This window comes from Microvirgula aerodenitrificans DSM 15089, from assembly GCF_000620105.1.
GTDB lineage: Bacteria > Pseudomonadota > Gammaproteobacteria > Burkholderiales > Aquaspirillaceae > Microvirgula > Microvirgula aerodenitrificans.
Genome location: NZ_JHVK01000012.1, coordinates 51242 through 74351 on the forward strand (window position 1 = coordinate 51242; position 23110 = coordinate 74351).

The window sequence follows — 23110 nt, forward strand, 5'->3', positions numbered from 1 at the left end:
TCCTGCGTACCGACCCCCGTCGCGGCTTGCCGCTGCGGGGGTTTTCTGTTTCCAGGCGGCAAGGGCATGGTTCCGACCGGTTTGCGCTGGCCGCACCGCTCTGCAACACTGCGCCCCATGACGACCCTCCGCGCCCGCCCCCTTCTCCTCGCCTTGTGCCTGCTGTGCGCGCTGCCGGCACAGGCCGGTGCGCAACGCGAGGAACGCATGGCGGCGGGTGTCGCCAGTGCGATGCGTGACGGGCTGAACGAGCGCACGCTGCCGCGCATGGAGTTCGTCAATGCGGAAGAGGGCCGTGACTGGCTGTTCGAGATGTCGCGCCGGCTGGAGGCGCGGCTGCCGGATCGCCAGTGGCGCGAACGCCTGCTGGTCTCCATCCACTACGAAGCCACCCGCGTCGGTCTCGACCCGCAACTGGTGCTGGGCCTGATCCAGGTCGAAAGCGGGTTCAAAAGCCAGGCGCAGTCAGGCGTCGGCGCGCGCGGGCTGATGCAGGTCATGCCGTTCTGGCTGGGCGCGATCGGTTCGCCCGGACATGACCTGTTCGAGTACCGTACCAATCTGCGCTATGGCTGCGTGATCCTGCGCCACTATCTCGATATCGAGCGCGGCAATCTGTTCCGGGCGCTGGGACGCTACAACGGCAGCCTCGGCCAGTCAGGCTACCCGAATGCCGTGCAGGCGGCATGGAAGCAATGGCAGTGGAACTGGTCGCCGACGCTGCGCGCGGCGGCCACCGAGCGGCCGGCGCGAACCGACCGGCTGCATCAGGGCATCAGCAACGAATGATGCGGGTGCCGGCCAGGCGATCCTGCAGGAAGCGGCGGTCACGGTCGAACAGGCTCCACAGCAGCGGTACACAGGCCCATGCCGTGACCGCAATGGCGATCCAGCGTTGCGACGGATTGAAGTGCGCCCAGCTCCAGGCCGGCAGTACCGGCGCATAGAACAGCGCGGTCACCACAAAGCGCACCACGGCCTGCGACCAGCGCAGGCGCCCGCCGTCGCGCGCATCGGTCAGGCGCAGCTTCCAGGTTTTCATTGCCAGCGTCTGTCCGCTGCGAATCCAGCAGTAGGCAAAGTAGCCGAACACCACGGTCAGCAGGTAGACCTGATACAGCAGGTCGAGCCAGGGCAGCTTGCCGTAGAAGGAAAACAGCGGCTGGAATACGCCTCCCGCCACCACCACCAGGGCGGCCAGCAGGATAAAGTCGTAGCACAGGCTGCCGAGTCGGCGCAGCTGGCCGGCGGGCAGGAAGTCGGCGGTATCGGTCACGTAGTCAGTGCCCTCTGGCGAAAAACGCCATTCTAGAGGGTGGGCGGCTTGCGGTCATCGGCTCAGCGCGCCGACGGAGCATCCGGTGTTTCGATCCCGGCCGCCGGCTCGCGCCCTTCGCGAACCCGCTCGCGCTCGGCCAGTTCCGCCAGTGCGGCGTCCCGCGCCGCCGGCGGCAGGGACTCGATCCGGTCGAACGTCCGGCGTGCTGCCTGCCGGTCCGGCATTTCCATCAGTGCCCAGTCGTACAGGTGCAATTGCACATTGGTCTGCTCGGCCGGCGTCAGCGACGCCCAGTGACCGACCAGGGCCAGAAACTCCTGTTTCTTGCGCGGGTTGTAGCGATTCCACTCCGGCTGCAGCGGCGCCAGCACGCTCTGCTCCTGCTCGGTCAGTTGCGACCACGGCGGGTTGACCGGTCGCCCGGAGGGCGAACAGGCGACCAGCGCCAGCGTCAGCGTCAGGCACAGCATCCACACCCTGCTCATCGTCCCTCCCCGTCCGGCACGAACGCGGCCGGCGGCAGCTCATTGGCCAGCAAGCGCAGATCGCGTGCGGCATCCTGGCGATTGCCGAAGCGCATCTGCACCCCGACGGCAACGCAGACCAGCAGCAGCATCACGCCCAGTCCCCAGGCTCCCCGGCGCAGCAGCAAGGCATGCCGCAGCCGCCAGCAGCGCCAGGTGGCGGACGGGGTCAGGATCGGCGCGGCCCCTGCCGGGGCCGGGGCCGGCACCGCGTGCAGCCGGGTGATGCCGGTGGTGATCAGCGCGACCGGATCGTCGATATCGTGTCCCTGCTGGCGCATCAGCACCAGCAGGTGCGCCCGGGCCTGCGCGGCGCGGGCGGCCACGGCGCGCGGCAACGCGCCAAGCGCTCGTGCCGCATCGTTCACCGGCAAGCGGTACAGGTCGACGGCGAACAGGGCATCGCGCTCCGCAGCGGGCAGCACGCGCAAGGCGCGCTGCCAGGTCGCTTCCAGATCCAGCCTGGCATCCGGTTCCAGCGGCTCGGCCTGACGCGCCAGTTGCCGGCCAAGCCGGCTCATCTCCCGCACCCAGGCCAGCGGCAGCAGACCGGCATCCAGCGCCGGCCCGTAGCACGCCAGCCGTGCCATCAACGCCGCGACCCCGTCCGAGGCCTGCCCAACCTCGCCCGAGCAGGCGAGAAAGTAGCGTTCGGCAATCGGCACGAGCGGGGAAACGAGAAATTCTCGGGAGGGACCGGACATTTTTCCAGTACAGAATGACGAGGGAAAACCGTGATGCAGCCTAACAGATTATTGCCACATCCGGCGCTTGCGCAGCACGCAATACGGCTAACGCACCGTTATGTGGCATGGACGACTCCGTGCCGGTGCCATGGTCACGCAGAAGGAGGATTCTCCAGCAAAATCCGGGCTGTGGCTGTTTTTTTGCAAAGCACAAATCCGCTTGACCGCCCTTTGTCATATCAGCTAACTTCGATTGCCACCCGTAATGATGAAACTGGCATCAAGAGGCTATCAAATGGAAATCTCCGGCGCCGAAATCGTCGCGCGCTGTCTGCAGGAAGAAGGGGTCGAATACGTCTTCGGCTACCCGGGCGGGGCAGTGCTGGAAATCTACGACGCAATCTTCAGACAGGACAAGTTCAAGCACGTACTGGTACGTCATGAACAAGCTGCCGTACACGCTGCCGATGGGTATTCCCGCTCCAGCCAGAAAGTGGGCGTTGCCCTGGTGACCTCCGGTCCCGGTGCGACCAATGCCGTGACCGGCATTGCCACGGCCTACCTCGACTCGATCCCGCTGGTTGTCATCTCCGGCCAGGTCGCGACACCTGCCATCGGGCTGGATGCGTTCCAGGAAGTCGACATGGTCGGTATCACCCGGCCGTGCGTGAAACACAACTTCCTGGTCAAGGACATCAACGACCTTGCGGAAACCTTCAAGAAGGCCTTCCACATCGCCCAGACCGGTCGTCCCGGCCCGGTGGTCATCGATATCCCGAAGGACGTCACCCAGGCACGCATCGAATTCAACTACCCTGACTCGGTTCACATCCGCAGCTATCAGCCGGCCGGCCGCGGCCACCCCGGCCAGATCCGCAAGGCGGCGCAGCTGATTCAGGAAGCCAAGCGGCCGTTCATCTATGTCGGCGGCGGCGCGATCCTGGCCAATGCCTGTCCCGAGGTCACCGAGCTGGCACGCCTGCTCAATGCCCCGGTGACCAACACACTGATGGGTCTCGGTGCCTACCCGGCCACCGACCGCCAGTTTGTCGGCATGCTCGGCATGCACGGCACCTACGAAGCCAATCTGGCGATGCAGAACTGCGACGTGCTGATCGCGATCGGCGCCCGCTTTGATGACCGCGTGGTGTCGGTGCCGGAAAAGTTCACCGCCGTGCCCAAGCGCATCATCCATATCGACATCGATCCGAGCTCGATCGCCAAGCGCGTGAAGGTCGACATTCCGATCGTCGGGCATGTGCGCGATGTCGTCACCGAGCTGATGGCGCAGATCCGCCATGAAAACCTGCTGCCCGATCCGGCCGCCGTGTCCGCATGGTGGGAACAGATCGAAGCCTGGCGTGAGCCGCAGTGTCTGCGCTACCGCCAGGACAGCGAGATCATCCAGCCGCAGTTCGTGGTGGAAAAGCTGTATGAAGTGACCGGTGGCCAGGCCATCGTCGCGTCCGACGTCGGCCAGCACCAGATGTTCGCCGCGCAGTACTACAAGTTCGACCGTCCGCGGCAGTGGCTGAACTCCGGTGGTCTGGGCACGATGGGCTTCGGCCTGCCGGCCGCCATGGGTGCGCAGCTTGCCAACCCGGACGCCGTCGTCGCCTGCATCACCGGCGAAGGCTCGATCCAGATGAACATCCAGGAACTGTCGACCTGCAAGCAGTACCACACGCCGGTCAAGGTCATCAGCCTGAACAACCGCTACCTCGGCATGGTCCGCCAGTGGCAGGAGTTCTACTACGGCAACCGCTATTCCGAGTCGTACATGGATTCGCTGCCCGACTTCGTCAAGATCGCCGAGGCCTACGGCCATGTCGGCTTCAAGATCGAAAGCCCGGCCGACGTCGAGCCGGTGCTGCGCGAAGCCTTCGGCCAGAAGCTGAAGAACCGCCTGGTCTTCCTCGACTTCCGCACCGATCCGACCGCCAACGTGTTTCCGATGGTCGGCAACGGCAAGGGGCTGGACGAGATGGACCTGCCGCCGCACATGTCCGATCTGCCTTCGGCGTCGGACCGCGACTACACCAACTTGTGCTAACGGACGGGGGAGAAAATACCATGCGTCACATCCTGTCCATTCTGCTCGAAAACGAAGCCGGCGCGCTGTCGCGCGTCGTCGGGCTGTTTTCCGCCCGCGCCTACAATATCGACTCGCTGACCGTGTCCACCACCGAGGACTCGACGCTCAGCCGCATGACCATCGTCACGCACGGATCCGATGACGTGATTGAACAGATCACCAAGCAGCTCAACAAGCTGATCGAGGTGGTCAAGGTCATCGACCTCAACGAGTCCGAGCATATCGAGCGCGAACTGATGCTGATCAAGGTTCGCGCCGCAGGCAAGGATCGCGAGGAAATGAAGCGGATGGCGGACATCTTCCGCGGCCGCATCATCGACGTGACCGAAAAAAGCTATACCATCGAGCTGACCGGCACGAGCGACAAGCTCAACGCGTTCATCGAGGCCATCGACCGTGCGGTCATCCTCGAAACGGTCCGCACCGGCGCCTCCGGCGTCGGCCGTGGCGAGCGCATCCTGAAAATTTGAGAAACCCCGGCAACACCCGCTGAAACTGGCGGCACTGACTGGCCGCCGCGCCGCATGCGACGCGGCCCGTTTCACGCAGCATGGAGAGAAATACAGTGAAGGTTTACTACGACAAAGACGCCGACCTCAGCCTGATCAAGGGCAAGAAGGTCGCCATCATCGGTTACGGTTCGCAAGGTCACGCCCACGCGCAAAACCTGAAGGATTCCGGCGTAGACGTCGTCGTTGGCCTGCGCAAGAACGGCGCATCGTGGAAGAAGGCCGAAACGGCCGGCCACAAGGTCAAGGAAGTCGCCGAGGCGGTCAAGAAGGCCGACGTGGTCATGATCCTGCTGCCGGACGAATCGCAGCCCGAGGTGTACGCCAGCGACATCGAGCCGAACCTGAAGAAGGGCGCGGCCCTGGCCTTCGCCCACGGCTTCAACGTCCATTACAACCAGATCGTGCCGCGCGACGACGTCGACGTGATCATGATTGCGCCGAAGGGCCCGGGCCACACCGTGCGCTCCGAATACCTGAAGGGCGGCGGCGTGCCGAGCCTGATCGCCGTGTACCAGGACAAGTCGGGCAAGGCCCGCGACGTGGCGCTGTCGTATGCTGCGGCCAACGGCGGCACCAAGGGCGGCGTGATCGAAACCAACTTCCGCGAAGAAACCGAAACCGACCTGTTCGGCGAACAGGCCGTGCTGTGCGGTGGTGCGGTCGAGCTGGTCAAGGCCGGTTTCGAAACGCTGACCGAAGCCGGTTACGCGCCGGAAATGGCCTACTTCGAGTGTCTGCACGAGCTGAAGCTGATCGTCGACCTGATGTACGAAGGCGGCATCGCCAACATGAACTACTCGATCTCGAACAACGCCGAGTACGGCGAGTACGTGACCGGCCCGGAAGTCGTGACCGAAGCGACCAAGGACGCGATGCGCAATGCACTCAAGCGCATCCAGTCCGGCGAATACGCGAAGATGTTCATCCTCGAAGGCAAGACCAACTACCCGAGCATGACCGCCCGCCGTCGCCTGACCGCCGCTCATCCGATCGAACAGGTCGGCAGCCAGCTGCGCGCGATGATGCCGTGGATCGCCAAGAACAAGCTGGTCGACCAGAGCAAGAACTGACCGGACTGCACGCCCCCGTTATCGCGGGGCGTCAGGCTGTTCCCGAACCCTTCGCCATTGGCGAAGGGTTTTTCATTGGCGGGCGGCCCGGCCATAATGGCGGCATGCCGGCCGCCGCTTGCGCGGCCCCCGCCCCCACTGGAGCCGAACCATGAAATCACGCGCCGCCGTTGCCTTTGCTGCAGGCAAACCCCTGGAAATCGTCGAGATCGACGTCGAAGATCCGCGCGCCGGCGAAGTGCTGGTCCGCATCACCCATACCGGTGTCTGCCACACCGATGCCTTCACCCTCAGCGGCGACGACCCGGAAGGCATCTTCCCGGCCGTGCTCGGCCATGAAGGCGGCGGCATCGTGGTCAAGGTCGGCGACGGCGTCACCAGCGTCCGGGAAGGCGATCACGTCATTCCGCTGTACACGGCCGAATGCGGCAAGTGCAAGTTCTGCCTGTCCGGCAAGACCAATCTGTGCCAGGCCGTACGCGCCACCCAGGGCAAGGGCCTGATGCCGGACGGCAGCACCCGCTTCTCGTACAACGGCCAGCCGATCTACCACTACATGGGCTGCAGCACCTTCAGCGAGTACACCGTGGTGCCGGAAATCTCGCTGGCCGTGGTCAATCCGGAAGCGCCGCTGGAAAAGGTCTGCCTGCTCGGCTGCGGCGTCACCACCGGCATCGGCGCGGTGCACAATACCGCCAGGGTCAAGGCCGGCGATACCGTGGCCATATTCGGTCTCGGCGGCATCGGTCTGGCCGCCATCCAGGGCGCGGTGCAGGCCAGAGCCGGCCGCATCATCGCCATCGACACCAACCCGGACAAGTTCGCGCTGGCGCGCAGCATGGGTGCCACCGACTGCATCAACCCGAAGGATCATGCGCGGCCAATCCAGGACGTCATCGTCGAGATGACCGACGGCGGCGTCGATTTCAGCTTCGAGTGCATCGGCAATGTCGACGTGATGCGCGCGGCACTGGAGTGCTGCCACAAGGGCTGGGGCGAAAGCATCATCATCGGCGTGGCCGGCGCGGGCCAGGAGATCCGCACCCGCCCGTTCCAGCTGGTCACCGGCCGGGTCTGGCGCGGTTCGGCCTTCGGCGGCGTCAAGGGTCGCAGCCAGCTGCCGGGCATGGTGGAACAGGCGATGCACGGCGAGATCGACCTCGATCCGTTCATTACCCACACCCTGCCGCTGGAACGCATCAACGAAGCTTTCGACCTGATGCATGAAGGCAAATCGATCCGCGCGGTCATCCACTTCCAGGGCAGTTGACATGGAGCGCATAGCACGCAACGCCTGCTTCGGCGGCTGGCAGGACGTCTACCGCCATACCTCGGCCGTGCTCGGCTGCCCGATGCATGTCGCGGTCTACCTGCCGCCGCAGGCGCAGCAGCGACCGGTGCCGGTGCTGTACTGGCTGTCCGGCCTGACCTGCACCGAGCAGAACTTCATCACCAAGGCCGGCGCACAGCGCTACGCAGCCGAGCATGGCATCATGCTGGTCGCGCCGGATACCAGCCCGCGCGGCGACGGGGTCGCCGACGATCCCGCTTACGACCTCGGCCAGGGTGCCGGCTTTTACGTCAATGCCACCCGCGCGCCCTGGGCGGCGCACTACCGGATGTATGACTATGTGCGCGACGAATTGCCGGCACTGATCGAAGCCTGCCTGCCCGCCGGCAGCCAGCGCGCCATCGCCGGTCATTCGATGGGTGGCCATGGCGCGCTGGTGCTGGCACTGAGAAACCCCGGTCGTTACCGCAGCGTCTCGGCCTTCGCGCCTATCGTCGCTCCCGGCCAGGTGCCGTGGGGAGAAAAGGCGTTTTCCGCCTATCTGGGCGATGATCGCGAACTGTGGCAGCAATATGACAGCTGCAAACTGCTGGCTTCTGCAACGGAAAGACTGCCGCTGCTGGTCGATCAGGGCGAAGCAGACGATTTTCTCGCCACCCAGCTGCAACCGGAACGACTGCGGGCCGCGGCCGCGGCAGCCGGCCACCCGCTGACGCTGCGGCTGCATCCCGGTTATGACCACAGCTATTATTTCATCGCCAGTTTTATCGGCGACCACATTGCCCACCATGCACGGGCGCTGTTCGCAGCAGACTGATCGACGGCAAATCCGCCCTGACCGGTTCCCGGCCGCACATCGGCAGGAAAAATCCGACTGGGAAAACTTCATCCATGTGCCATAAATGACATACGCGACGGCGCGCGGGGTGCGCGCTGTCCGAAACATTCATACCGGGCCGCGCATGAAGCCATCCCTCCTCGTTCCGTCCTGTATCGCCGCTGCCGTCTCGCTGGCCTGGGCTCCCGCCGCCTTCGCTGCCGTGGACAATGCAGAAGTCCAGCGCCTGACCCAGGAACTCAATCTGCTCAAGCAGCGCTACGCCGCGCAGCAACGCACACTTGATCAGCTCGAAACCCGCATCAAGGCGCTGGCCGCCGCCTCCGGCGCCCCGCCCGCCACGGCAGCAGCCGGAAGCAGTGCCGGTGCCGCCGCAACGGCGGGGGGCGACTTCGCGGCAGCCGGCGGTGCGGCCGGCAGCGGGGCGGCAATCGGCACGGTCCAGCAGGCTGCCGCACAGGATATCCCGCCGCAGAAGAGCGTCGAGGACATCTACCAGAACGCCAGCGGCTTCCTGACCGGCAGCCGCTTCTCGCTGGAAGCCGGGCTCACTTATTCGCACTACGATTCGCGCCAGTTGAACGTCAGCGGCTTCTATGCGCTCGACTCGATCCTGCTCGGCAGCATCAATCTCGACCGCATCAAGAGCAACACCTTCACCTTTGACCTGACCGGGCGCATGTCGCTTGGTGACCGCTGGCAGTTCGATGCCAATATCCCGTTCCTGTACCGCTACAGCGATTACATCACCCAGACCGGCACCGCCGTCCCGATCGAAGCCAACGTCTCGTCCGGCCCGGCCATCGGCGATGCCAGTTTTGGCCTGGCGTACAAGCTGGTGAAAGAAGACGAGAACTGGCCGGACATCGTCGGCAGCCTGCGCGTGCGGGCACCGACCGGACGCGAGCCATACGGCATCAAGCTGGTCACGCGCGACCAGAGCGGCAACCAGGTGCTGGCCACCCCGAACGAGCTGCCGACCGGCAACGGCGTATGGGCGGTCACTGCCGGCATGTCCTTCGTCAAGACGGTCGATCCGGTCGTGCTGTTCGCCAACCTCGGCTACACCTACAACATCCGCCGCCACTTCGACGATATCAGCCAGCAGGTCGGTCAGACGCTGCCCGGCCACGTCAAGCTCGGCGACAGCATCCAGCTCGGCATGGGCATGGCCTTTGCGCTCAACGACCGCATGAGCCTCGGCATGTCGTACTCGTCGTCGATTGCCCGGAAGACCCGTATCCAGTACGACGGGCAGAGCGAACAGGATGTGCTGAACAGCGACACCCACGCCGCCGCGTTCAACTTCGGTCTGACCTGGGTGGTGAACAAGAACCTGTCGGTGGTGCCGAACCTGGCAATCGGGCTGACGCCGGATTCGCCGGATTACTCGCTGAGCCTCCGCTTCCCGTACAACTTCTGAACGCGGAAATGAAAAAGAGCCCCGGAACAAAAGGGGGTTTCCGGGGGCAAGGAGCAGGCCAGTGCATGATTATTGTTGTCTGGTCCGTGTCCCCGCACAGGCGGAAAAGACGGTCACAGTCAAAACGGGGCGCAGGTGTCGCCCTACTGGATGCCGCGCATCAGGTTGACCAGCGGCACGGTGCTGGAGCGCAGCGACGCGGCGTCGATGTTCACGGTCAGCCGGGCCAGATTGGTCACCTGATTGTGGCTGCTGATGACAGCCGTCTGCTGGCTCAGGTTGCCGTTGCCGATGCCCTGCTGCGCCGTCCCCTGCCCGGCGACCGCCATGCTCAGCGACAGACGGCCGCTCTGCAATGCCGCCAGCACATTGCCGGCCTGCAGCGTGGTGGTACCGCTGGCCGACAGGGTGCCGACCTGGGTCATGCCGGCAGTCAGCCCCGGCGCCGTGGTGCCGGCCGGCCCCACTTCCACGCCGATGCCATTGCCGACCCGGTTGCCGTCGCCGGCAATCTGTATTCCCTGCGACACCCCCTTTACCGTCGACAGGTCGGTCTGCACCACGGTACCGGTCCCTGCCGCCGCTGCCGCCCCGCTCTTGTTCCCGGACTGATAGACGGTGATGGTCGGCAAAAAGCCGTTGCCCTGCGACGCGGCAAACTTCACTGCAGCCGACTGGGTGTCGCCGGCCTGCGTTTGCCAGCTGGTGACCATTTCCAGACCGAAGCTGACGATCTGACCGGGTGCCACATACTTGCCGCGCATATTGGCCAGCATGTCGTTGCCGACCTCGGTAATGCGCAATGGCTCGGCCGCCAGCGCCGGGGCCGACAACCCCAGCCCCGCCAGACAGCCCATCCAGACAATCCGTTTCATGGTTGTCCCCCGTGACCGTGCCAGGCACGATCAGAAAAAATCGCTTTGCGTGAAGCCGAACTCCATCAGGTCGGCATCCCGTATCGGCCGGAACTCGTTCACCATCCGGCTGCGCCGCAACGGGTCCGGCGGCGTCAGCAGCACGTTGTTGCGGTTGTAGTTCGGCCCGATGACGGCCAGCAGCACACCATTCCAGCCTTCGCCGAATTCCTTCAGCGACACGCGACGATTGCCCAGCACCGGATCGGCCATGAACACCACGTCGCGGGTGGCCCGCTGCACGATGACAAAATGCTTGTAGCCGCGATAGTCGACCAGCGAGATGGTCGGTACGCGGATGGTCGGCAGGTCTTCCAGCTTCATCTGGTAACCGCGCCCGCGCAGGCCGATCGCCTCGACCAGCGTCTTCATGTCCAGCATCGAGAAACCCTGGGTCCGGACCAGTTCGGGGTCGGACACCCCCATCATGGCCTCGATCAGGTCGCCTTCATCGATATGCAGTCCATAGGCGTAACGCAGCAGCGTGGCCAGTGCGGCTGCGCCACAGCTGTAGTCGGTCTGCTGTTGCACCACATTGCGAAACCTGGCTGCCTTCAGGCTCCAGACCGGTTTCGACAGTGACACGGTACTGGAGACATCGACCCGCATCGGCGCGCTGTCCGGCGCGGCCGCCAGGGCAGGCCCCGACACCAGCAGCGCCAGCACGCCCGTCCGCATCCATTTGCGTGTCATGACATTCTCCGTTGCGCGGGAACAGCGGCCACTGCGGTCACGCTGCCTGCGCACCATTCGGCTGCAACATGGGCGCGAACCCGAAAGTCCGCGCCCCGTCCTCCCCTGCCGCTTTCCTTACTTGCCGGAAGCCGCTGCGATAACCAGCGAGTTGGCTTGCTGGTTGCCGATGCCCGAAGCGATGTTCACACCCACGTTGCCGGTGTTGTTCATCAGCGAGTTGCCGACGGCTGCAGTCAGATCGCAAGCCTGATCGGTAAAGGACTTGTTGTGGTCAAGCTGCTGGCTGGTCGAAGCGGTCGCGGAAGCCAGGATGGCACCCTTGGCATTGGCGATCGACGTGCTGTTGCCTTGCTGGTTGCCCTGACCGGCCGCCACGTTCACACCCACGACGCCGGTGTTGCCGTTGACCGAGTGCCAGACCGCGGCCGTCAGCTTGTCGCCATGGCCGATCGACCAGTTGTTCAGCTGGCCATCCTGCTCGGCCTGGCTGCTGGCAATGGCTGCCGCGCCCTTGCTGCTGGTCCCGCCATTGCCGCAATCGCCACCGCGGCAGCTGTCCGACGACACCGAGACGCCACCGGTCACGAAGGACAGGTCGGCAATGGCCAGCGCATTCGATTGCTGGTTGCCATCACCGGCGCCGACGTTCAGGCCGACATTGCCGAGGTTGCCGGTCACGCTGTGGTCGACGGAGGCGGACGCATTGGAACCCAGCTCGCCATCATTGCGATAGCTGACCTGACGGGTGTTGGTCGCCGCATCGGCCTTGGCCGTGATGTTCAGCGTGCCGCCGCCGTTGATCTTGATGTCAGTGCTGACCTTTTCGACATTGCTCTTGTCGGATTCCTGGGCGAACTTGCCGGTCGTGGTCTTGCTGGCGGTCGAGGTATTGCTCACCGTCGACGAGGTGCTCTTGGTGTCGGTGAACTTGGTGCCGCCGTCTTCCCCGCCTCCCGGAGGGTTGTAACCGCCACCAGCCAGGGCCGAGGAGGCTGCGAACGCGCCGGCCACTGCCAGCAGAACCAGTTTGATCTGGGTTTTCATGATGAGTTTCTCCTTGCTTGATTGAATGCGCGTTTGCCCGCGCCGGCATCATGGAGTCGAGAACTGCCCGTCCCCGTGAATTCCTTACTGCCACTGCCTCACTGCCAGACCATCAGGGCGCATGTACCGCCAGGGCGATGCCATTGCCTGCCTGATTGCCGTTTCCCGCGACCTGGTTCACCTGAACCACGCCACTGAGATTCTGAAAACTTGCCGCATCCATCGTGGCCTGCCGCTTGCCGCCGGCCACCTCGTTCCCGCTGCCACCACTGTCCGGCGCGGCGGAGGTCAGACCGGCCAGCCGGCTGTCGTCGACCGCACCGACATGGCTGGCCGTGGTCGTCGCACTGGCATTCGGTCCGGTCGCCAGCGCAAACTGGTTGAGCGTCTGGTTGAAACCCCCGCTGACCTGATTGACCTGCAGCACGCCGACCCCGCCCTGGAAGCTCCCGCCACTGATGCTGGCGCTGTAATTGTTCTTGCCCAGCGCGGCCAGATCGCCGGCCGTGACCCGCTGTGCCTGCCCGGTTTGCGCGGCGGCTTGTGCAAGCCCCGCCGTCGTCGTCGACAGCACGGTCTGGTTCGCCTGCTGGTTGCCCAGGCCGGCGGCCTGGTTGACCGCCTGACGACCGACCGACTGGCCGCCGCTGCCCTGAATCAGGGTGTCCATGTCGGCCGCCGTCGCCGCCAGCGGCAGCAGCAGGACCAGGCAGAGGGGAGTGCGCTTCATGGCCATGTCCTCAGCGGATACCGAGTGAACGGGTCACGGTGTTGGCAATGCTGCCGCCCAGGCTGCCCGACGCTCCGCCGCTGGCACCGCCGCCCTGGCTGCCGCCCATCGTCGACAGGTTGCTGCCGATCGGCGCCGTGACGGCCTGGGCAGTCGAACCCGACTGGGTGCCGTAAACCCCGGGCCGGGCCCCCAGCAGCGCACTGTTCGCTTCGCCGATCCCCATGCTGCCCAGCACCTCGGGCGAGCGGTCGGTGTTCACGGTGGTGGTCTGCGGATTTTTCGGCGTGTTCGCCAGCTGGAAATACGGGGTGACAGGCAGTTCGCGCCGGATGACGATATTGCCGCCGTCCGCCAGTGCCAGCCCGGCATGGGCAGCCAGTAGGCTGACCAGCATCGGGCGGAAGTAGGACGTTGTGTTCATGGCGGTCTCCGGTGTGTCGGACTTTTCTGCCCTTCATATGGCAGGATGCGTGCCAACCGATCAACGCATTGATTTCAATGGCTTTTTATTTTCACACCGCTGGCAGAACGCCATGACTGTTTCATATCCGAGACAGGACTTAGCCGTGAGGAATGACTCGGGCAGGCAGGGATATGCTTTGTTCATGAGTTGTCATATGCATGGAGGTAGACAACGATGAACATTCCGTCAGGCATGCTGGGACAACGTCATCCCCACCAGCGAAAATGCCGTCCGATTTTGAGAATCCGCCAGCACATTCATCCGGCCCGCCCGCCGGCAGATCAGAAAAGCTGCCTGTCACAGCAACGGCTGCTTTACAATCGTCCGCTGGTTACGAACTGAACGAGTCCATGAATCACTACCCGCACCCGATCCTGGCCCGCGAAGGCTGGCCCTACATTGTCTGCTCCGTTGCCCTGGCCATTGTCCTGAGCTATGCGATAGGTGCCTGGTCGCTGCCGTTCTGGCTGCTGGCGCTGTTTGTCGTGCAGTTCTTCCGCGACCCGGCGCGAACCATCCCGACGCAGAAGAACGCCGTACTGAGCCCGGCTGACGGCCGGATCGTGGTGGTCGAACGCACCGAGGACCCGCAGCTGAAGCAGCCGGCGATCAAGGTCAGCGTGTTCATGAACGTGTTCAACGTGCACTCGAACCGCAGCCCGGTCGATGGCACGGTGACCCAGGTCAACTACCATGCCGGCAGCTTCCTGAATGCGTCGATGGCCAAGGCCTCGACCGAAAACGAGCGCAACGCGGTATCGGTGCGGATGGACAACGGCACCGAGGTCACCTTTATCCAGATCGCCGGTCTGGTGGCGCGTCGCATCCTCTGCTACGCGAAGCCGGGCGACCGCCTGGCCCGTGGCCAGCGCTACGGCTTTATCCGCTTCGGTTCCCGGGTGGACGTGTACCTGCCGCTGTCGGCTACCGTCAAGGTTGCCATCGGTGATAAAGTGAGCGCCACTCACACCATTCTCGCCGAGCTGGCGGAATAACATCGCCTCCGGCCGCGGAGACCTTCCGCGGCTGCGCCCCCATCAGACACATGCCAGATACCCAGACAAAAATGCCCCTGCGCCGCCAGGGGATATACCTGCTGCCGAACCTGTTCACGCTTGCCGCGCTGTTTGCCGGCTTCTATGCCATCGTGCAGGGCATGAACAACCAGTTCGAGCTGGCCGCCGTGGCCATTTTCATTGCCATGATCCTCGATGGCATGGATGGCCGCGTCGCCCGCATGACCCACAGCCAGAGCGCTTTCGGCGCCGAGTTCGACTCACTGTCCGACATGGTCAGTTTCGGCGTCGCGCCGGCACTGGTTGCCTATGAATGGATGCTGCGCGATTTCGGCAAGCTCGGCTGGATGGTCGCCTTCATCTACTGCGCCGGCGCGGCACTGCGCCTGGCACGCTTCAATACCATGATCGGCGTGGCCGACAAGCGCTGGTTTACCGGCCTGCCGAGTCCGGCCGCCGCGGCGCTGGTCGCCGGCCTGGTGTGGATCGTGCACGCGTACAGCCTCGACGTGCCCGGCATCGACTGGATCGCGCTGGTGTTCACCGCCTTTGCCGGCATCTCGATGGTCACCAACGTCCGCTTCTACTCGTTCAAGGAAATCAATCCGCGCGCCAAGGTGCCGTTCGTCGCCATGCTGGTGGTGCTGGTGGTCATCCTGCTGACGGCCTCGACGCCGGCGCTGGTGCTGTTCGGCTTCTTTGTCGTCTATGCGCTGTCCGGCTATGTGCTGGCACTGCTGCGCATGGGACGCCGCAAGCCCGCGGTCGAACCGGTACCGCGTGCCGAGCTCGACATCAGCCCGGCGGACAAGGCAGACGACAGCCCGCGACAGGACTGACGTTCGCGATCGGCAAGGCCAGCAAAAAGGGAACCCGCGGGTTCCTTTTTTGCTGGCCTGTTGCCACGCGATTGTTCCGGTTTTCGCTACAAACCGTACCGAACCAGCCGGTTTATCTCCCGGGCTGGCAGTGCGACACTGGGCCATCGACACATCCGCCGCGAAGGAGCCCTCATGTCCACCCTGCCCACCCTGTTCGTCTCCCATGGTTCGCCAATGCTGGCACTGGATACCGGCGAGATCGGTCATGCCTGGCGCACGCTGGCTGCCAGCCTGCCGCGCCCGCGTGCCATTCTCGCCGTGTCGGCACACTGGAACACGCCGGCGCCGGTACTGTCGACCGCCGCGCAGCCGGCCACCATCCACGATTTCTACGGTTTCCCCGCCCCGCTGTACCAGCTGCAATACCCGGCCCCCGGCGCGCCGGCGCTGGCGCGGGAAATTGTCGATCTGCTGGCCGGCGCCGGCATCGAGGCCACGACAGATCCCGACTACGGTCTCGATCACGGCGCCTGGACGCCGCTGCGCGAACTGTATCCCCAGGCCGATATTCCGGTGCTGCAGCTGTCGGTCCAGCCACGCCGTGATCCGGCCTGGCATTACCGGGTCGGCCAGGCCCTGTCGGCGCTGCCGGCCGACGGCGTGCTGGTACTGGCTTCCGGCAGCCTGACCCACAATCTGCGCGATGCCATGTCCGGCCTGCCGGCCCAGCCCTATGTCGAGGCGTTCGCCGACTGGATGTACCGGACGCTGACGGCCGGCGCGGTGGACAGCGCGCTCGACTATCGCCACCAGGCACCGGGCGCCACGCGTGCCCACCCGACCGACGAGCACCTGCTGCCGCTGTTCGTCGCGCTGGGTGCCGCCGGGGCCGGGGCCCGGGCCACACGTTTCTATCACGGCGAGGACAGTGCGCTGTCGATGGACAGTTATCGCTTCGATCCGGTGCCGTCCGCCACAGCCTGATGCGCCTTTTTTCAACAACAATATCGGACAATATGTCCGATATTGTTGTTTGGACATGGGAAAAATGAAGTTTTTTACGCTTGATTACGATTTTTGTTTGACCGGTTGTCCGATATTGGGTAAGTTTCCTACAGCACTTCAGGAAAGACACCCATGTCATTGGACATTGCAAAACTGATCGACGACTTTGGCGGCCCCGCCACCCTGGCCGATGCGCTGACGCGCGCCTGGCCCGAGGAGCCGATCAGCCGCGCAGCGGTGTACAAATGGCGCGCACGCGGCGGCCTGCCGCAGGCGCAGCTGAACAAGCTGGCACAACTTGCGGCACAGCAAGGCCGGCGTTTCGATCTGAACACCTATCTGCTCACTGCGAGCGCGCCTGACCCCCGGAGAAATAGTGAAATGAGCGACCGCCTCTATATTTTCGACACCACCTTGCGCGACGGCGAACAAAGCCCGGGCGCGGCGATGACCAAGGAAGAGAAAATCCGCATCGCCCGCCAGCTGGAACGTCTGGGGGTGGACATCATCGAGGCCGGTTTTGCTGCCGCCAGCCCGGGAGACGCGGAAGCCATCCATGCCATCGCCGGCATCATCAAGGACAGCACGGTCTGTTCGCTGGCCCGCGCCAACGAACGCGACGTGCGGGCCGCCGGTGAAGCCATCCAGCCGGCCGCGAAGGGCCGCATCCACATCTTCATCGCCACCAGCCCGATCCATATGGAGAAGAAGCTGCGCATGACGCCGGACGAGGTGGTGGCCGCCGCGGTCAGTGCCATCGCCGTCGGTCGCGAATACACCGATGACATCGAGTTCTCGGCCGAGGATGCAGTCCGCTCCGACATCGACTTCCTGATCCGCATCTTCGAGGCGGTGATCAAGGCCGGCGCCCGCACCATCAATGTCCCGGACACGGTCGGCTACAGCATTCCGTCGGTCTGGCAGGAACACATGCGCACGCTGATCGCCCGCGTACCCGGCGCCGACCAGGTGATCTGGTCGACCCACTGCCACAACGACCTCGGCATGGCGGTCGCCAATTCGCTGGCCGCGATCCAGGGCGGCGCACGCCAGGTCGAGTGCACGATCAATGGCCTTGGCGAGCGCGCCGGCAATGCGTCGCTGGAAGAAATCGTCATGGCGATCAAGACCCGCAAGGACGTGTTCGGGCTGGAAACCCGCATTGATGCCACCCAGATCGTGCCGACGTCCAAGCTGGTATCGACCATCACTGGCTATCCGGTACAGCCGAACAAGGCCATCGTCGGCGCCAATGCGTTCTCGCATGAATCCGGCATCCACCAGGACGGTGTGCTCAAGCACCGCGAAACCTACGAAATCATGTCGGCCGAAAGTGTCGGCTGGTCGACCAACCGCCTGACCCTCGGCAAGTTGTCCGGCCGCAACGCGTTCCGCACCAAGCTGACCGAGCTCGGCATCGAGATCGCCAGCGAGGTGGCACTGAATGCAGCCTTCGCCCGCTTCAAGGAGCTGGCCGACCGCAAGCGCGAAATTTTCGACGAAGACTTGCTGGCGCTGGCCAACGAAGAGCTGAGCGCCCATGAGCCGGAAGCGTTCAGGTTTGTGTCGCTGAAACTGGCGACCGAAACCGGCGAGTCGCCGCGTGCCGAGATCGTGTTCAACCAGCAGGGGCAGGAATGTCGTGCCGAGTCCAGCGGGTCCGGCCTGGTCGACGCCACGTTCAAGGCGATCGAAAGCGTCGCCAGCAGCGGCAGCGAGCTCGAACTGTACTCGGTCAATGCCATTACCCAGGGTACCGACAGCCAGGGCGAAGTCACCGTGCGTCTCGCCCGCGACGGCCGCGTCGTCAATGGTCAGGGTGCCGACACGGACATCATCGTCGCCAGTGCCAAGGCCTATCTGTCGGCGCTGAACAAGCTTTCCCAATCCGAACGGCTGCACGCTCAGCACAGCAGCGTCTGAACCGCTCCAGATCCCGTCGGCAGATGTCATCCATCTGTTAACCGACCCGTCATCGCCAACGCGGCGCGATCCGCCGCCGAGGTCAGGAAATACCGTCCGGCCGTGTGATCCACGCCGTCGACGCCGGGCCGCCCTTACCAAGGGCGGCCTCGACTGCTTGCAGGGGTGGGCACCAGCGGCAGCAGGGGCGCCGGTACACGCCCGGCTGACAGCAACCGTCATGAGCACGGCAGTCGCCTGATTGAACCCGCCCCCTTCCGTCCCCGCCGCCGCGGGGAAACCTCGCTTCGCTCGTCCGTTCTTCGCTCTCTTGCAGGGCGGACACCAGCGGCAGCAGGGGCGCCGGTACACGCCCGGCTGACAGCAACCGTCATGAGCACGGCAGTCGCCTGATTGAACCCGCCCCCTTCCGTCCCCGCCGCCGCGGGGAAACCTCGCTTCGCTCGTCCGTTCTTCGCTCTCTTGCAGGGTGGACACCAGCGGCGACAATGCCTGCAGCCGCAGCACAGCCGCCGCCACAGGCATACAATGACGGCCCGCCATTTTGACCCGGCCATCGTCATGCCGCTGCTGTTCGCCGAACTGTTCTTCTTCCTGCTGGTCATTCTTGCCGCCGCCGAAATCTTCACCAATGCGCTGGAGCATCTGGGCGAGAAGCTGCATATTTCAGAGGGTGTCACCGGCTCGCTGTTCGCGGCAGTCGGCACCGCGCTGCCGGAAACGCTGGTGCCGATTCTGGCCATTATCGGCGGCACCGCCGACCAGACGGTCAACCACGAGATCGGGGTCGGCGCCATTCTGGGCGCGCCGCTGATGCTCGGCACCCTGACCTGTTGCATGATGGCCATCGCCGCGCTGCGCCAGCGCGGACTGCACGGTCATATCCGGCCGGAACCGACCGGTCTCAAGCGCGACCTGAGCTTCTTCCTGGCCGGCTACGCCATTGCGACGCTGGCCATGTTCGTCCCGCACCAGTACGACAGCCTGCACCTGCGCGGCATGCTGTCGTTCGTGCTGGTGCTGCTGTACTTCGTCTATATGCTGGTAACGCTGAAGGCATCCAGCGCGCTGGTCGAGGCCGGGCACGGCACCGAAGCGGAAAACACCATGTATCTGGCGCGGCTGCGGCTGCCGGTCAATCTGTTCACCATCGTCCTTCAGCTCGGTCTCGGGCTGACGCTGCTGGTCTGGGGCGCCGAGGGCTTTATCGACGGCGTGGCCGGCGCCTCGTCCTTCCTGCACATCTCGCCGCTGCTGCTGTCGCTGCTGATCATTCCGATCGCCACCGAACTGCCGGAGAAGATCAATTCCATCCTGTGGGTCCGCCGTGACAAGGACACCCTGGCCTTCGGCAACATCACCGGCGCCATGGTGTTCCAGGGCACCCTGCTGCCGGCCATCGGCATTGCGCTGACACCGTGGGTGCCGCGTCCGGAAGTATTCCTCGGTCTGGTGATCACGCTGGTCGCCGCCTGCTGGCTGCGGCATCTGGCCCGTCATCCGGGCGGTATCCGCATCCGCCACCTGATGCTGAACGGCGTGCTGTACGCGTCGTATCTGGTGCTGGCGATCACGCTCAGTTAGGCGCGACGCCGCGCCTGCATCGGCTCGCCAATGGCCGCCAGTTCGGCGGCGGACAGCAGCACGGCGGCTTGCGCGAAGACCCCGCCTTCCTCACGCGCCGCATGCTCGCGGTAGCGGCCGGCAAAGGCGTGGGCGAGCGCGGCATCCAGCGTGGCGGTCTGGCGCGCCGCCACGGCTTCCAGTTGCGGCTTCAGCTGCGCCCACAGCCCGGCGAATGCGCGGTGCTCGGCCTTCAGTGCGGCAATTTCATCGGCCAGCGACGGGTCGCGGGCCAGCAGCAGCGGAAACAGGTCGCGTTCCTCGTCATCGTGATGCAGCGGGCCGGCAATATCGAAATAGCGCAAGATGCCCTGCGCCGCGCTGACGGCACCGTCATTGCAGCCGTGCTGTTCCAGCCAGGCCGGCAGGGCATCCAGCCAGCCGGCAAAGCGGCGCACCTTGTCGTGACAGGCATGCAGCATGTCCAGCGGCGCGGCGAAGCTCGGCGCGGGTGCGGCAAACGGTTCTTCTGGCTGCATCGGGCGGACTCCAGGCGGATTCGGGGGCGGGCGGCATCTGCTACAGTGATCGCCATTGTAGACGCAGGCCCACGCTCCGATGATTATCGACGCTCAAGGAATTTGCAGCCCGGCACGGCAGTGCCGTTCGCCAAACCACGATGCCCGCAGCATGGACATCGAGCTGGTGGTGATCCACCACATCAGCCTGCCGCCGGACTGTTATGACGGCGACGCCGTGCTGCGGCTGTTCACCAATACACTGGAGGCGGATGCCGACCCGTACTATGCGGAAGTGGCGCGACTGCGGGTGTCGAGCCACTTTTTCATTCGTCGCGACGGCACGCTTTGGCAGTGCGTGCCGACCGTGGCGCGGGCCTGGCATGCCGGCGTGTCGAACTGGCGCGGACGCGAGCGCTGCAATGACTTCTCGCTCGGCATCGAGCTGGAAGGCAATCTGACCGATCCGTTCACCGATGCCCAGTACCTGACGCTGATCCCGCTGCTGAAGGCGCTGAAGGCACGCCACCCGGGCGTGCGCGAGCTGGCCGGCCACGAGCATGTCGCGCCCGGCCGCAAGCGCGATCCCGGCCCGACCTTCGACTGGGAGCGCACCACGCGCGGCAGCGGGCTGCCGCTGTGGCGCGGCGAGGGCTGACTACAGTTCGACCATGGTCCCCATTTCCACTACCCGGTTGGCCGGGATGTGGAAGAAGTCGGTCGCCCGGGTCGCATTCTTCGACATCAGCACGAACAGTCGCTCGCGCCAGCGTGCCATGCCCGGCCGCGACGACGAGATCAGCGATTCGCGCGACAGGAAGAACGAGGTATCCATTTCTTCCAGCACCAGGTCCTGCTCGGCGCACAGTGCCAGCACGTCGGGCACGCTCGGGCTTTCCTTGAAGCCGTAGCGCGCGATCACCTGCCAGAATGCCGGCGACAGCCGCCGGACCACGACCCGGGTGTCATCCTGCATGAATGGTTCGTCGACGTTCTTGATCGTCATCAGCACCACCCGCTCGTGCAGCACCTTGTTGTGCTTCAGGTTATGCAGCAGCGCATGCGGAATCCCCTGGGTCGACCCGGTCATGAACACCGCCGTGCCGGTCACCCGTGCCGGCGGATAGGATTCCAGGTTGCGGATAAAGTCGTCGAGCGGCAGTTCATCGGCGAACAGGCGCTGGTACAGCAGCTCGCGCCCGCGCTTCCAGGTGGTCAGCAGGGTGAAGATCACCAGGCCCAGCAGCAGCGGCAGCCAGCCGCCGTCCACCACCTTCAGCACGTTGGCGCTGAAGAAGGCGAGATCGATGCTCAGGAAGAAGGCGGTCACGGCCAGCGCGGCCGGCAGCGGCCAGCGCCAGCGATAGCGCGACACGATGAAAGCCAGAATCGTGGTCAGCACCATGGTACCGGTCACGGCGATGCCATAGGCGGCGGCCAGTGCCGACGAGCTGCGGAACACCAGCACCACGATCAGCACCGAAGCCAGCAGTGCCCAGTTGACCACCGGAATGTAGATCTGGCCGATTTCGTTTTCCGACGTGTGGCGGATGTCGACCCGCGGGCAGTAGCCGAGCTGCACCGCCTGACGGGTCAGCGAATAGGCGCCGGAGATCACCGCCTGCGCCGCGATCACCGTGGCCAGTGTCGCCAGTACCACCAGCGGCAGCACCAGCCAGTCCGGCGCCAGGTTGAAGAACGGATTGGTGACGGCGGACGGTTCCTTGATGATGCGCGCCCCCTGGCCGAAGTAGTTCAGCGTCAGCGACGGCAGCACCAGACCGAACCAGGCCCAGCGGATCGGCCGGCGGCCGAAGTGGCCCATGTCGGCATACAGTGCCTCGCCGCCGGTCAGCGCCAGCACCACGGCACCCAGCGCCAGATAGGCGGCAAAGCGGTGTGTCTCGACGAACAGGAAGGCGTGATACGGATTCAGGGCTGCCAGGACTTCCGGCACCTGCATGATGTTGTAAAGCCCCAGCGCAGCCAGGGAGGCAAACCACAGCACCATGACCGGGCCGAACCAGGTGCCCATTTTCGCCGTGCCGTAACGCTGGACGAAGAACAGGGCCACCAGCACGCAGATCGCCAGCGGCAGCACATACGGCGTGAGCTCCGGCGTCACCACTTCCAGCCCTTCCGCAGCGGACAGCACCGACACGGCGGGAGTAATCACGGCATCGCCGTAGAACAGCGACGCCCCGGCGATGCCGACGATCATCAGGCCGAGGCTCCAGCTGCGCTTGGCGCGCAGCGCCAGCGCCATCAGCGCCATGACCCCGCCTTCGCCGTTATTGTCGGCCCGCAACACGTAGGCAACATATTTCAGTGACACCACCAGCATGATCGCCCAGAAAATCAGCGACAGGATGCCCAGCACGTTGTCTGCCGTCGGCGCGAGCCCGTGCGCTGGAGAAAAGCATTCCTTCAGCGTGTACAGCGGGCTGGTGCCGATGTCGCCGAAGACCACGCCGAGGGCGGCGATGACAACGGGAGGCAACGGTTTGGACGTAGTGGCAGTCTGCATGAAAGCGAAACCGCCGGGACTAGCCGGCGGTGCAACGGAAACGGTCGAATTGTAGTCTGTGCAACGCGCCGGGAGTAATACATCTTCATGATCCGTTTGATCCCAGTGGCGGAAACGCCGCACCTCCCTGTTCGCCCGTGCCCGCCGCACGCTACAATCAGGACAATTT

The 23110-nt window shown here is 64.7% G+C and carries 23 protein-coding genes; 13 read left to right on the top strand and 10 right to left on the bottom strand.

The window, feature by feature from the left end; translation table 11 throughout:
* The first annotated feature begins 117 nt into the window (after positions 1-117).
* A complete protein-coding gene (locus Q352_RS20780) occupies positions 118-789 on the top strand; it encodes a transglycosylase SLT domain-containing protein (protein WP_156952530.1) in 672 nt (223 codons plus the stop codon).
* On the opposite strand, the gene Q352_RS0111330 is transcribed toward Q352_RS20780, so the two are convergent.
* The 3 genes from Q352_RS0111330 to Q352_RS0111340 all read right to left on the bottom strand — a co-directional run bounded on the left by Q352_RS0111330 (position 776) and on the right by Q352_RS0111340 (position 2507).
* On the bottom strand, positions 776-1276 hold the full coding sequence (locus tag Q352_RS0111330; protein WP_028499443.1) for an RDD family protein: 501 nt from the start codon (positions 1274-1276) through the stop codon (positions 776-778). The two genes, Q352_RS20780 and Q352_RS0111330, sit on opposite strands and share 14 nt — an antisense overlap.
* Before the next feature lie 62 nt (positions 1277-1338).
* Positions 1339-1764 carry a DUF3106 domain-containing protein gene (locus Q352_RS0111335; RefSeq protein ID WP_028499444.1) on the bottom strand — a complete coding sequence of 142 codons (426 nt, stop codon included), beginning with the start codon at positions 1762-1764 and terminating at the stop codon, positions 1339-1341.
* The gene (locus Q352_RS0111340) at positions 1761-2507 is read right to left on the bottom strand and encodes a hypothetical protein (protein WP_146745122.1); all 747 of its coding nucleotides are present in this window, start codon (positions 2505-2507) and stop codon (positions 1761-1763) included. Before Q352_RS0111340 ends, Q352_RS0111335 begins: the two co-directional genes overlap by 4 nt.
* Before the next feature lie 277 nt (positions 2508-2784).
* Here Q352_RS0111340 and ilvB point away from each other — a divergent pair, with 277 nt between their 5' ends.
* From ilvB to Q352_RS0111370, 6 genes are all read left to right on the top strand, one after another.
* The gene (ilvB, locus tag Q352_RS0111345; RefSeq protein WP_028499446.1) at positions 2785-4542 is read left to right on the top strand and encodes a biosynthetic-type acetolactate synthase large subunit; all 1758 of its coding nucleotides are present in this window, start codon (positions 2785-2787) and stop codon (positions 4540-4542) included.
* 20 nt (positions 4543-4562) lie between these two features.
* The gene (gene ilvN / locus Q352_RS0111350; protein WP_028499447.1) at positions 4563-5054 is read left to right on the top strand and encodes an acetolactate synthase small subunit; all 492 of its coding nucleotides are present in this window, start codon (positions 4563-4565) and stop codon (positions 5052-5054) included.
* A 95-nt stretch (positions 5055-5149) separates the two neighbouring features.
* On the top strand, positions 5150-6166 hold the full coding sequence (gene ilvC / locus Q352_RS0111355) for a ketol-acid reductoisomerase (protein ID WP_028499448.1): 1017 nt from the start codon (positions 5150-5152) through the stop codon (positions 6164-6166).
* Between the two features lie 151 nt (positions 6167-6317).
* Positions 6318-7436: an S-(hydroxymethyl)glutathione dehydrogenase/class III alcohol dehydrogenase gene (locus tag Q352_RS0111360; RefSeq protein ID WP_028499449.1), complete on the top strand. Its 1119-nt coding sequence runs from the start codon at positions 6318-6320 to the stop codon at positions 7434-7436.
* A gap of 1 nt (position 7437) precedes the next feature.
* A complete protein-coding gene (fghA, locus tag Q352_RS0111365; protein WP_028499450.1) occupies positions 7438-8274 on the top strand; it encodes an S-formylglutathione hydrolase in 837 nt (278 codons plus the stop codon).
* Between the two features lie 145 nt (positions 8275-8419).
* Positions 8420-9718, top strand: coding sequence for a transporter family protein (locus tag Q352_RS0111370; protein WP_028499451.1), 1299 nt, complete (start codon positions 8420-8422; stop codon positions 9716-9718).
* A gap of 143 nt (positions 9719-9861) precedes the next feature.
* Here the strand turns inward: Q352_RS0111370 and Q352_RS0111375 are convergent, their stop codons facing one another.
* The 5 genes from Q352_RS0111375 to Q352_RS0111395 form a co-directional block, all read right to left on the bottom strand.
* On the bottom strand, positions 9862-10593 hold the full coding sequence (locus Q352_RS0111375; RefSeq protein ID WP_156952531.1) for a hypothetical protein: 732 nt from the start codon (positions 10591-10593) through the stop codon (positions 9862-9864).
* A 30-nt stretch (positions 10594-10623) separates the two neighbouring features.
* Positions 10624-11325 (bottom strand): C39 family peptidase, encoded by a 702-nt coding sequence (locus Q352_RS0111380; protein WP_199489859.1) that lies wholly within the window; start codon positions 11323-11325, stop codon positions 10624-10626.
* A 117-nt stretch (positions 11326-11442) separates the two neighbouring features.
* Positions 11443-12372 carry a FapB/FapC family functional amyloid domain-containing protein gene (locus tag Q352_RS20785; protein ID WP_036386083.1) on the bottom strand — a complete coding sequence of 310 codons (930 nt, stop codon included), beginning with the start codon at positions 12370-12372 and terminating at the stop codon, positions 11443-11445.
* Positions 12373-12484: 112 nt separating this feature from the next.
* Complete coding sequence (locus Q352_RS0111390; RefSeq protein ID WP_028499454.1) at positions 12485-13102, bottom strand: FapB/FapC family functional amyloid domain-containing protein; 618 nt, start codon at positions 13100-13102, stop codon at positions 12485-12487.
* Positions 13103-13112: 10 nt separating this feature from the next.
* Complete coding sequence (locus Q352_RS0111395; RefSeq protein ID WP_036386088.1) at positions 13113-13526, bottom strand: FapA family amyloid fibril periplasmic chaperone; 414 nt, start codon at positions 13524-13526, stop codon at positions 13113-13115.
* Between the two features lie 392 nt (positions 13527-13918).
* On the opposite strand from Q352_RS0111395, the gene Q352_RS0111400 reads away from it, so the two are divergent.
* The 5 genes from Q352_RS0111400 (at position 13919) to Q352_RS0111420 (ending at position 19917) form a co-directional block, all read left to right on the top strand.
* Positions 13919-14563, top strand: a complete 645-nt coding sequence (locus tag Q352_RS0111400; RefSeq protein ID WP_028499456.1) for a phosphatidylserine decarboxylase — start codon at positions 13919-13921, stop codon at positions 14561-14563.
* A gap of 71 nt (positions 14564-14634) precedes the next feature.
* Positions 14635-15423 (top strand): CDP-diacylglycerol--serine O-phosphatidyltransferase, encoded by a 789-nt coding sequence (gene pssA / locus Q352_RS20790; RefSeq protein WP_169735647.1) that lies wholly within the window; start codon positions 14635-14637, stop codon positions 15421-15423.
* Positions 15424-15597: 174 nt separating this feature from the next.
* The gene (locus Q352_RS0111410) at positions 15598-16389 is read left to right on the top strand and encodes a dioxygenase family protein (RefSeq protein WP_028499457.1); all 792 of its coding nucleotides are present in this window, start codon (positions 15598-15600) and stop codon (positions 16387-16389) included.
* A 153-nt stretch (positions 16390-16542) separates the two neighbouring features.
* Positions 16543-18333 (top strand): 2-isopropylmalate synthase, encoded by a 1791-nt coding sequence (locus tag Q352_RS0111415; protein WP_028499458.1) that lies wholly within the window; start codon positions 16543-16545, stop codon positions 18331-18333.
* Positions 18334-18861: 528 nt separating this feature from the next.
* Entirely contained in the window at positions 18862-19917 is a 1056-nt protein-coding gene (locus Q352_RS0111420) for a sodium:calcium antiporter (RefSeq protein WP_244879576.1), read from the top strand.
* Here Q352_RS0111420 and Q352_RS0111425 read toward each other — a convergent pair.
* A complete protein-coding gene (locus tag Q352_RS0111425; protein WP_028499460.1) occupies positions 19914-20435 on the bottom strand; it encodes a hemerythrin domain-containing protein in 522 nt (173 codons plus the stop codon). The two genes, Q352_RS0111420 and Q352_RS0111425, sit on opposite strands and share 4 nt — an antisense overlap.
* 79 nt (positions 20436-20514) lie before the next feature.
* Here Q352_RS0111425 and ampD point away from each other — a divergent pair, with 79 nt between their 5' ends.
* Positions 20515-21072, top strand: a complete 558-nt coding sequence (ampD, locus tag Q352_RS20795) for a 1,6-anhydro-N-acetylmuramyl-L-alanine amidase AmpD (protein ID WP_036386091.1) — start codon at positions 20515-20517, stop codon at positions 21070-21072.
* On the opposite strand, the gene Q352_RS0111435 is transcribed toward ampD, so the two are convergent.
* The gene (locus Q352_RS0111435; RefSeq protein WP_036386094.1) at positions 21073-22941 is read right to left on the bottom strand and encodes a potassium transporter Kup; all 1869 of its coding nucleotides are present in this window, start codon (positions 22939-22941) and stop codon (positions 21073-21075) included.
* Positions 22942-23110: the final 169 nt, after the last annotated feature.

Coding starts and splice junctions, on each gene's coding strand:
- Q352_RS20780 (WP_156952530.1), top strand. CDS start 118: ATGACGACCCTCCGCGCCCGCCCCCTTCTCCTCGCCTTGTGCCTGCTG.
- Q352_RS0111335 (WP_028499444.1), bottom strand. CDS start 1,764: ATGAGCAGGGTGTGGATGCTGTGCCTGACGCTGACGCTGGCGCTGGTC.
- Q352_RS0111340 (WP_146745122.1), bottom strand. CDS start 2,507: ATGTCCGGTCCCTCCCGAGAATTTCTCGTTTCCCCGCTCGTGCCGATT.
- ilvB (WP_028499446.1), top strand. CDS start 2,785: ATGGAAATCTCCGGCGCCGAAATCGTCGCGCGCTGTCTGCAGGAAGAA.
- ilvN (WP_028499447.1), top strand. CDS start 4,563: ATGCGTCACATCCTGTCCATTCTGCTCGAAAACGAAGCCGGCGCGCTG.
- Q352_RS0111360 (WP_028499449.1), top strand. CDS start 6,318: ATGAAATCACGCGCCGCCGTTGCCTTTGCTGCAGGCAAACCCCTGGAA.
- fghA (WP_028499450.1), top strand. CDS start 7,438: ATGGAGCGCATAGCACGCAACGCCTGCTTCGGCGGCTGGCAGGACGTC.
- Q352_RS0111370 (WP_028499451.1), top strand. CDS start 8,420: ATGAAGCCATCCCTCCTCGTTCCGTCCTGTATCGCCGCTGCCGTCTCG.
- Q352_RS0111375 (WP_156952531.1), bottom strand. CDS start 10,593: ATGAAACGGATTGTCTGGATGGGCTGTCTGGCGGGGCTGGGGTTGTCG.
- Q352_RS0111380 (WP_199489859.1), bottom strand. CDS start 11,325: ATGACACGCAAATGGATGCGGACGGGCGTGCTGGCGCTGCTGGTGTCG.
- Q352_RS20785 (WP_036386083.1), bottom strand. CDS start 12,372: ATGAAAACCCAGATCAAACTGGTTCTGCTGGCAGTGGCCGGCGCGTTC.
- Q352_RS0111390 (WP_028499454.1), bottom strand. CDS start 13,102: ATGAAGCGCACTCCCCTCTGCCTGGTCCTGCTGCTGCCGCTGGCGGCG.
- Q352_RS0111395 (WP_036386088.1), bottom strand. CDS start 13,526: ATGAACACAACGTCCTACTTCCGCCCGATGCTGGTCAGCCTACTGGCT.
- Q352_RS0111400 (WP_028499456.1), top strand. CDS start 13,919: ATGAATCACTACCCGCACCCGATCCTGGCCCGCGAAGGCTGGCCCTAC.
- pssA (WP_169735647.1), top strand. CDS start 14,635: ATGCCCCTGCGCCGCCAGGGGATATACCTGCTGCCGAACCTGTTCACG.
- Q352_RS0111410 (WP_028499457.1), top strand. CDS start 15,598: ATGTCCACCCTGCCCACCCTGTTCGTCTCCCATGGTTCGCCAATGCTG.
- Q352_RS0111415 (WP_028499458.1), top strand. CDS start 16,543: ATGTCATTGGACATTGCAAAACTGATCGACGACTTTGGCGGCCCCGCC.
- Q352_RS0111420 (WP_244879576.1), top strand. CDS start 18,862: ATGACGGCCCGCCATTTTGACCCGGCCATCGTCATGCCGCTGCTGTTC.
- Q352_RS0111425 (WP_028499460.1), bottom strand. CDS start 20,435: ATGCAGCCAGAAGAACCGTTTGCCGCACCCGCGCCGAGCTTCGCCGCG.
- ampD (WP_036386091.1), top strand. CDS start 20,515: ATGATTATCGACGCTCAAGGAATTTGCAGCCCGGCACGGCAGTGCCGT.
- Q352_RS0111435 (WP_036386094.1), bottom strand. CDS start 22,941: ATGCAGACTGCCACTACGTCCAAACCGTTGCCTCCCGTTGTCATCGCC.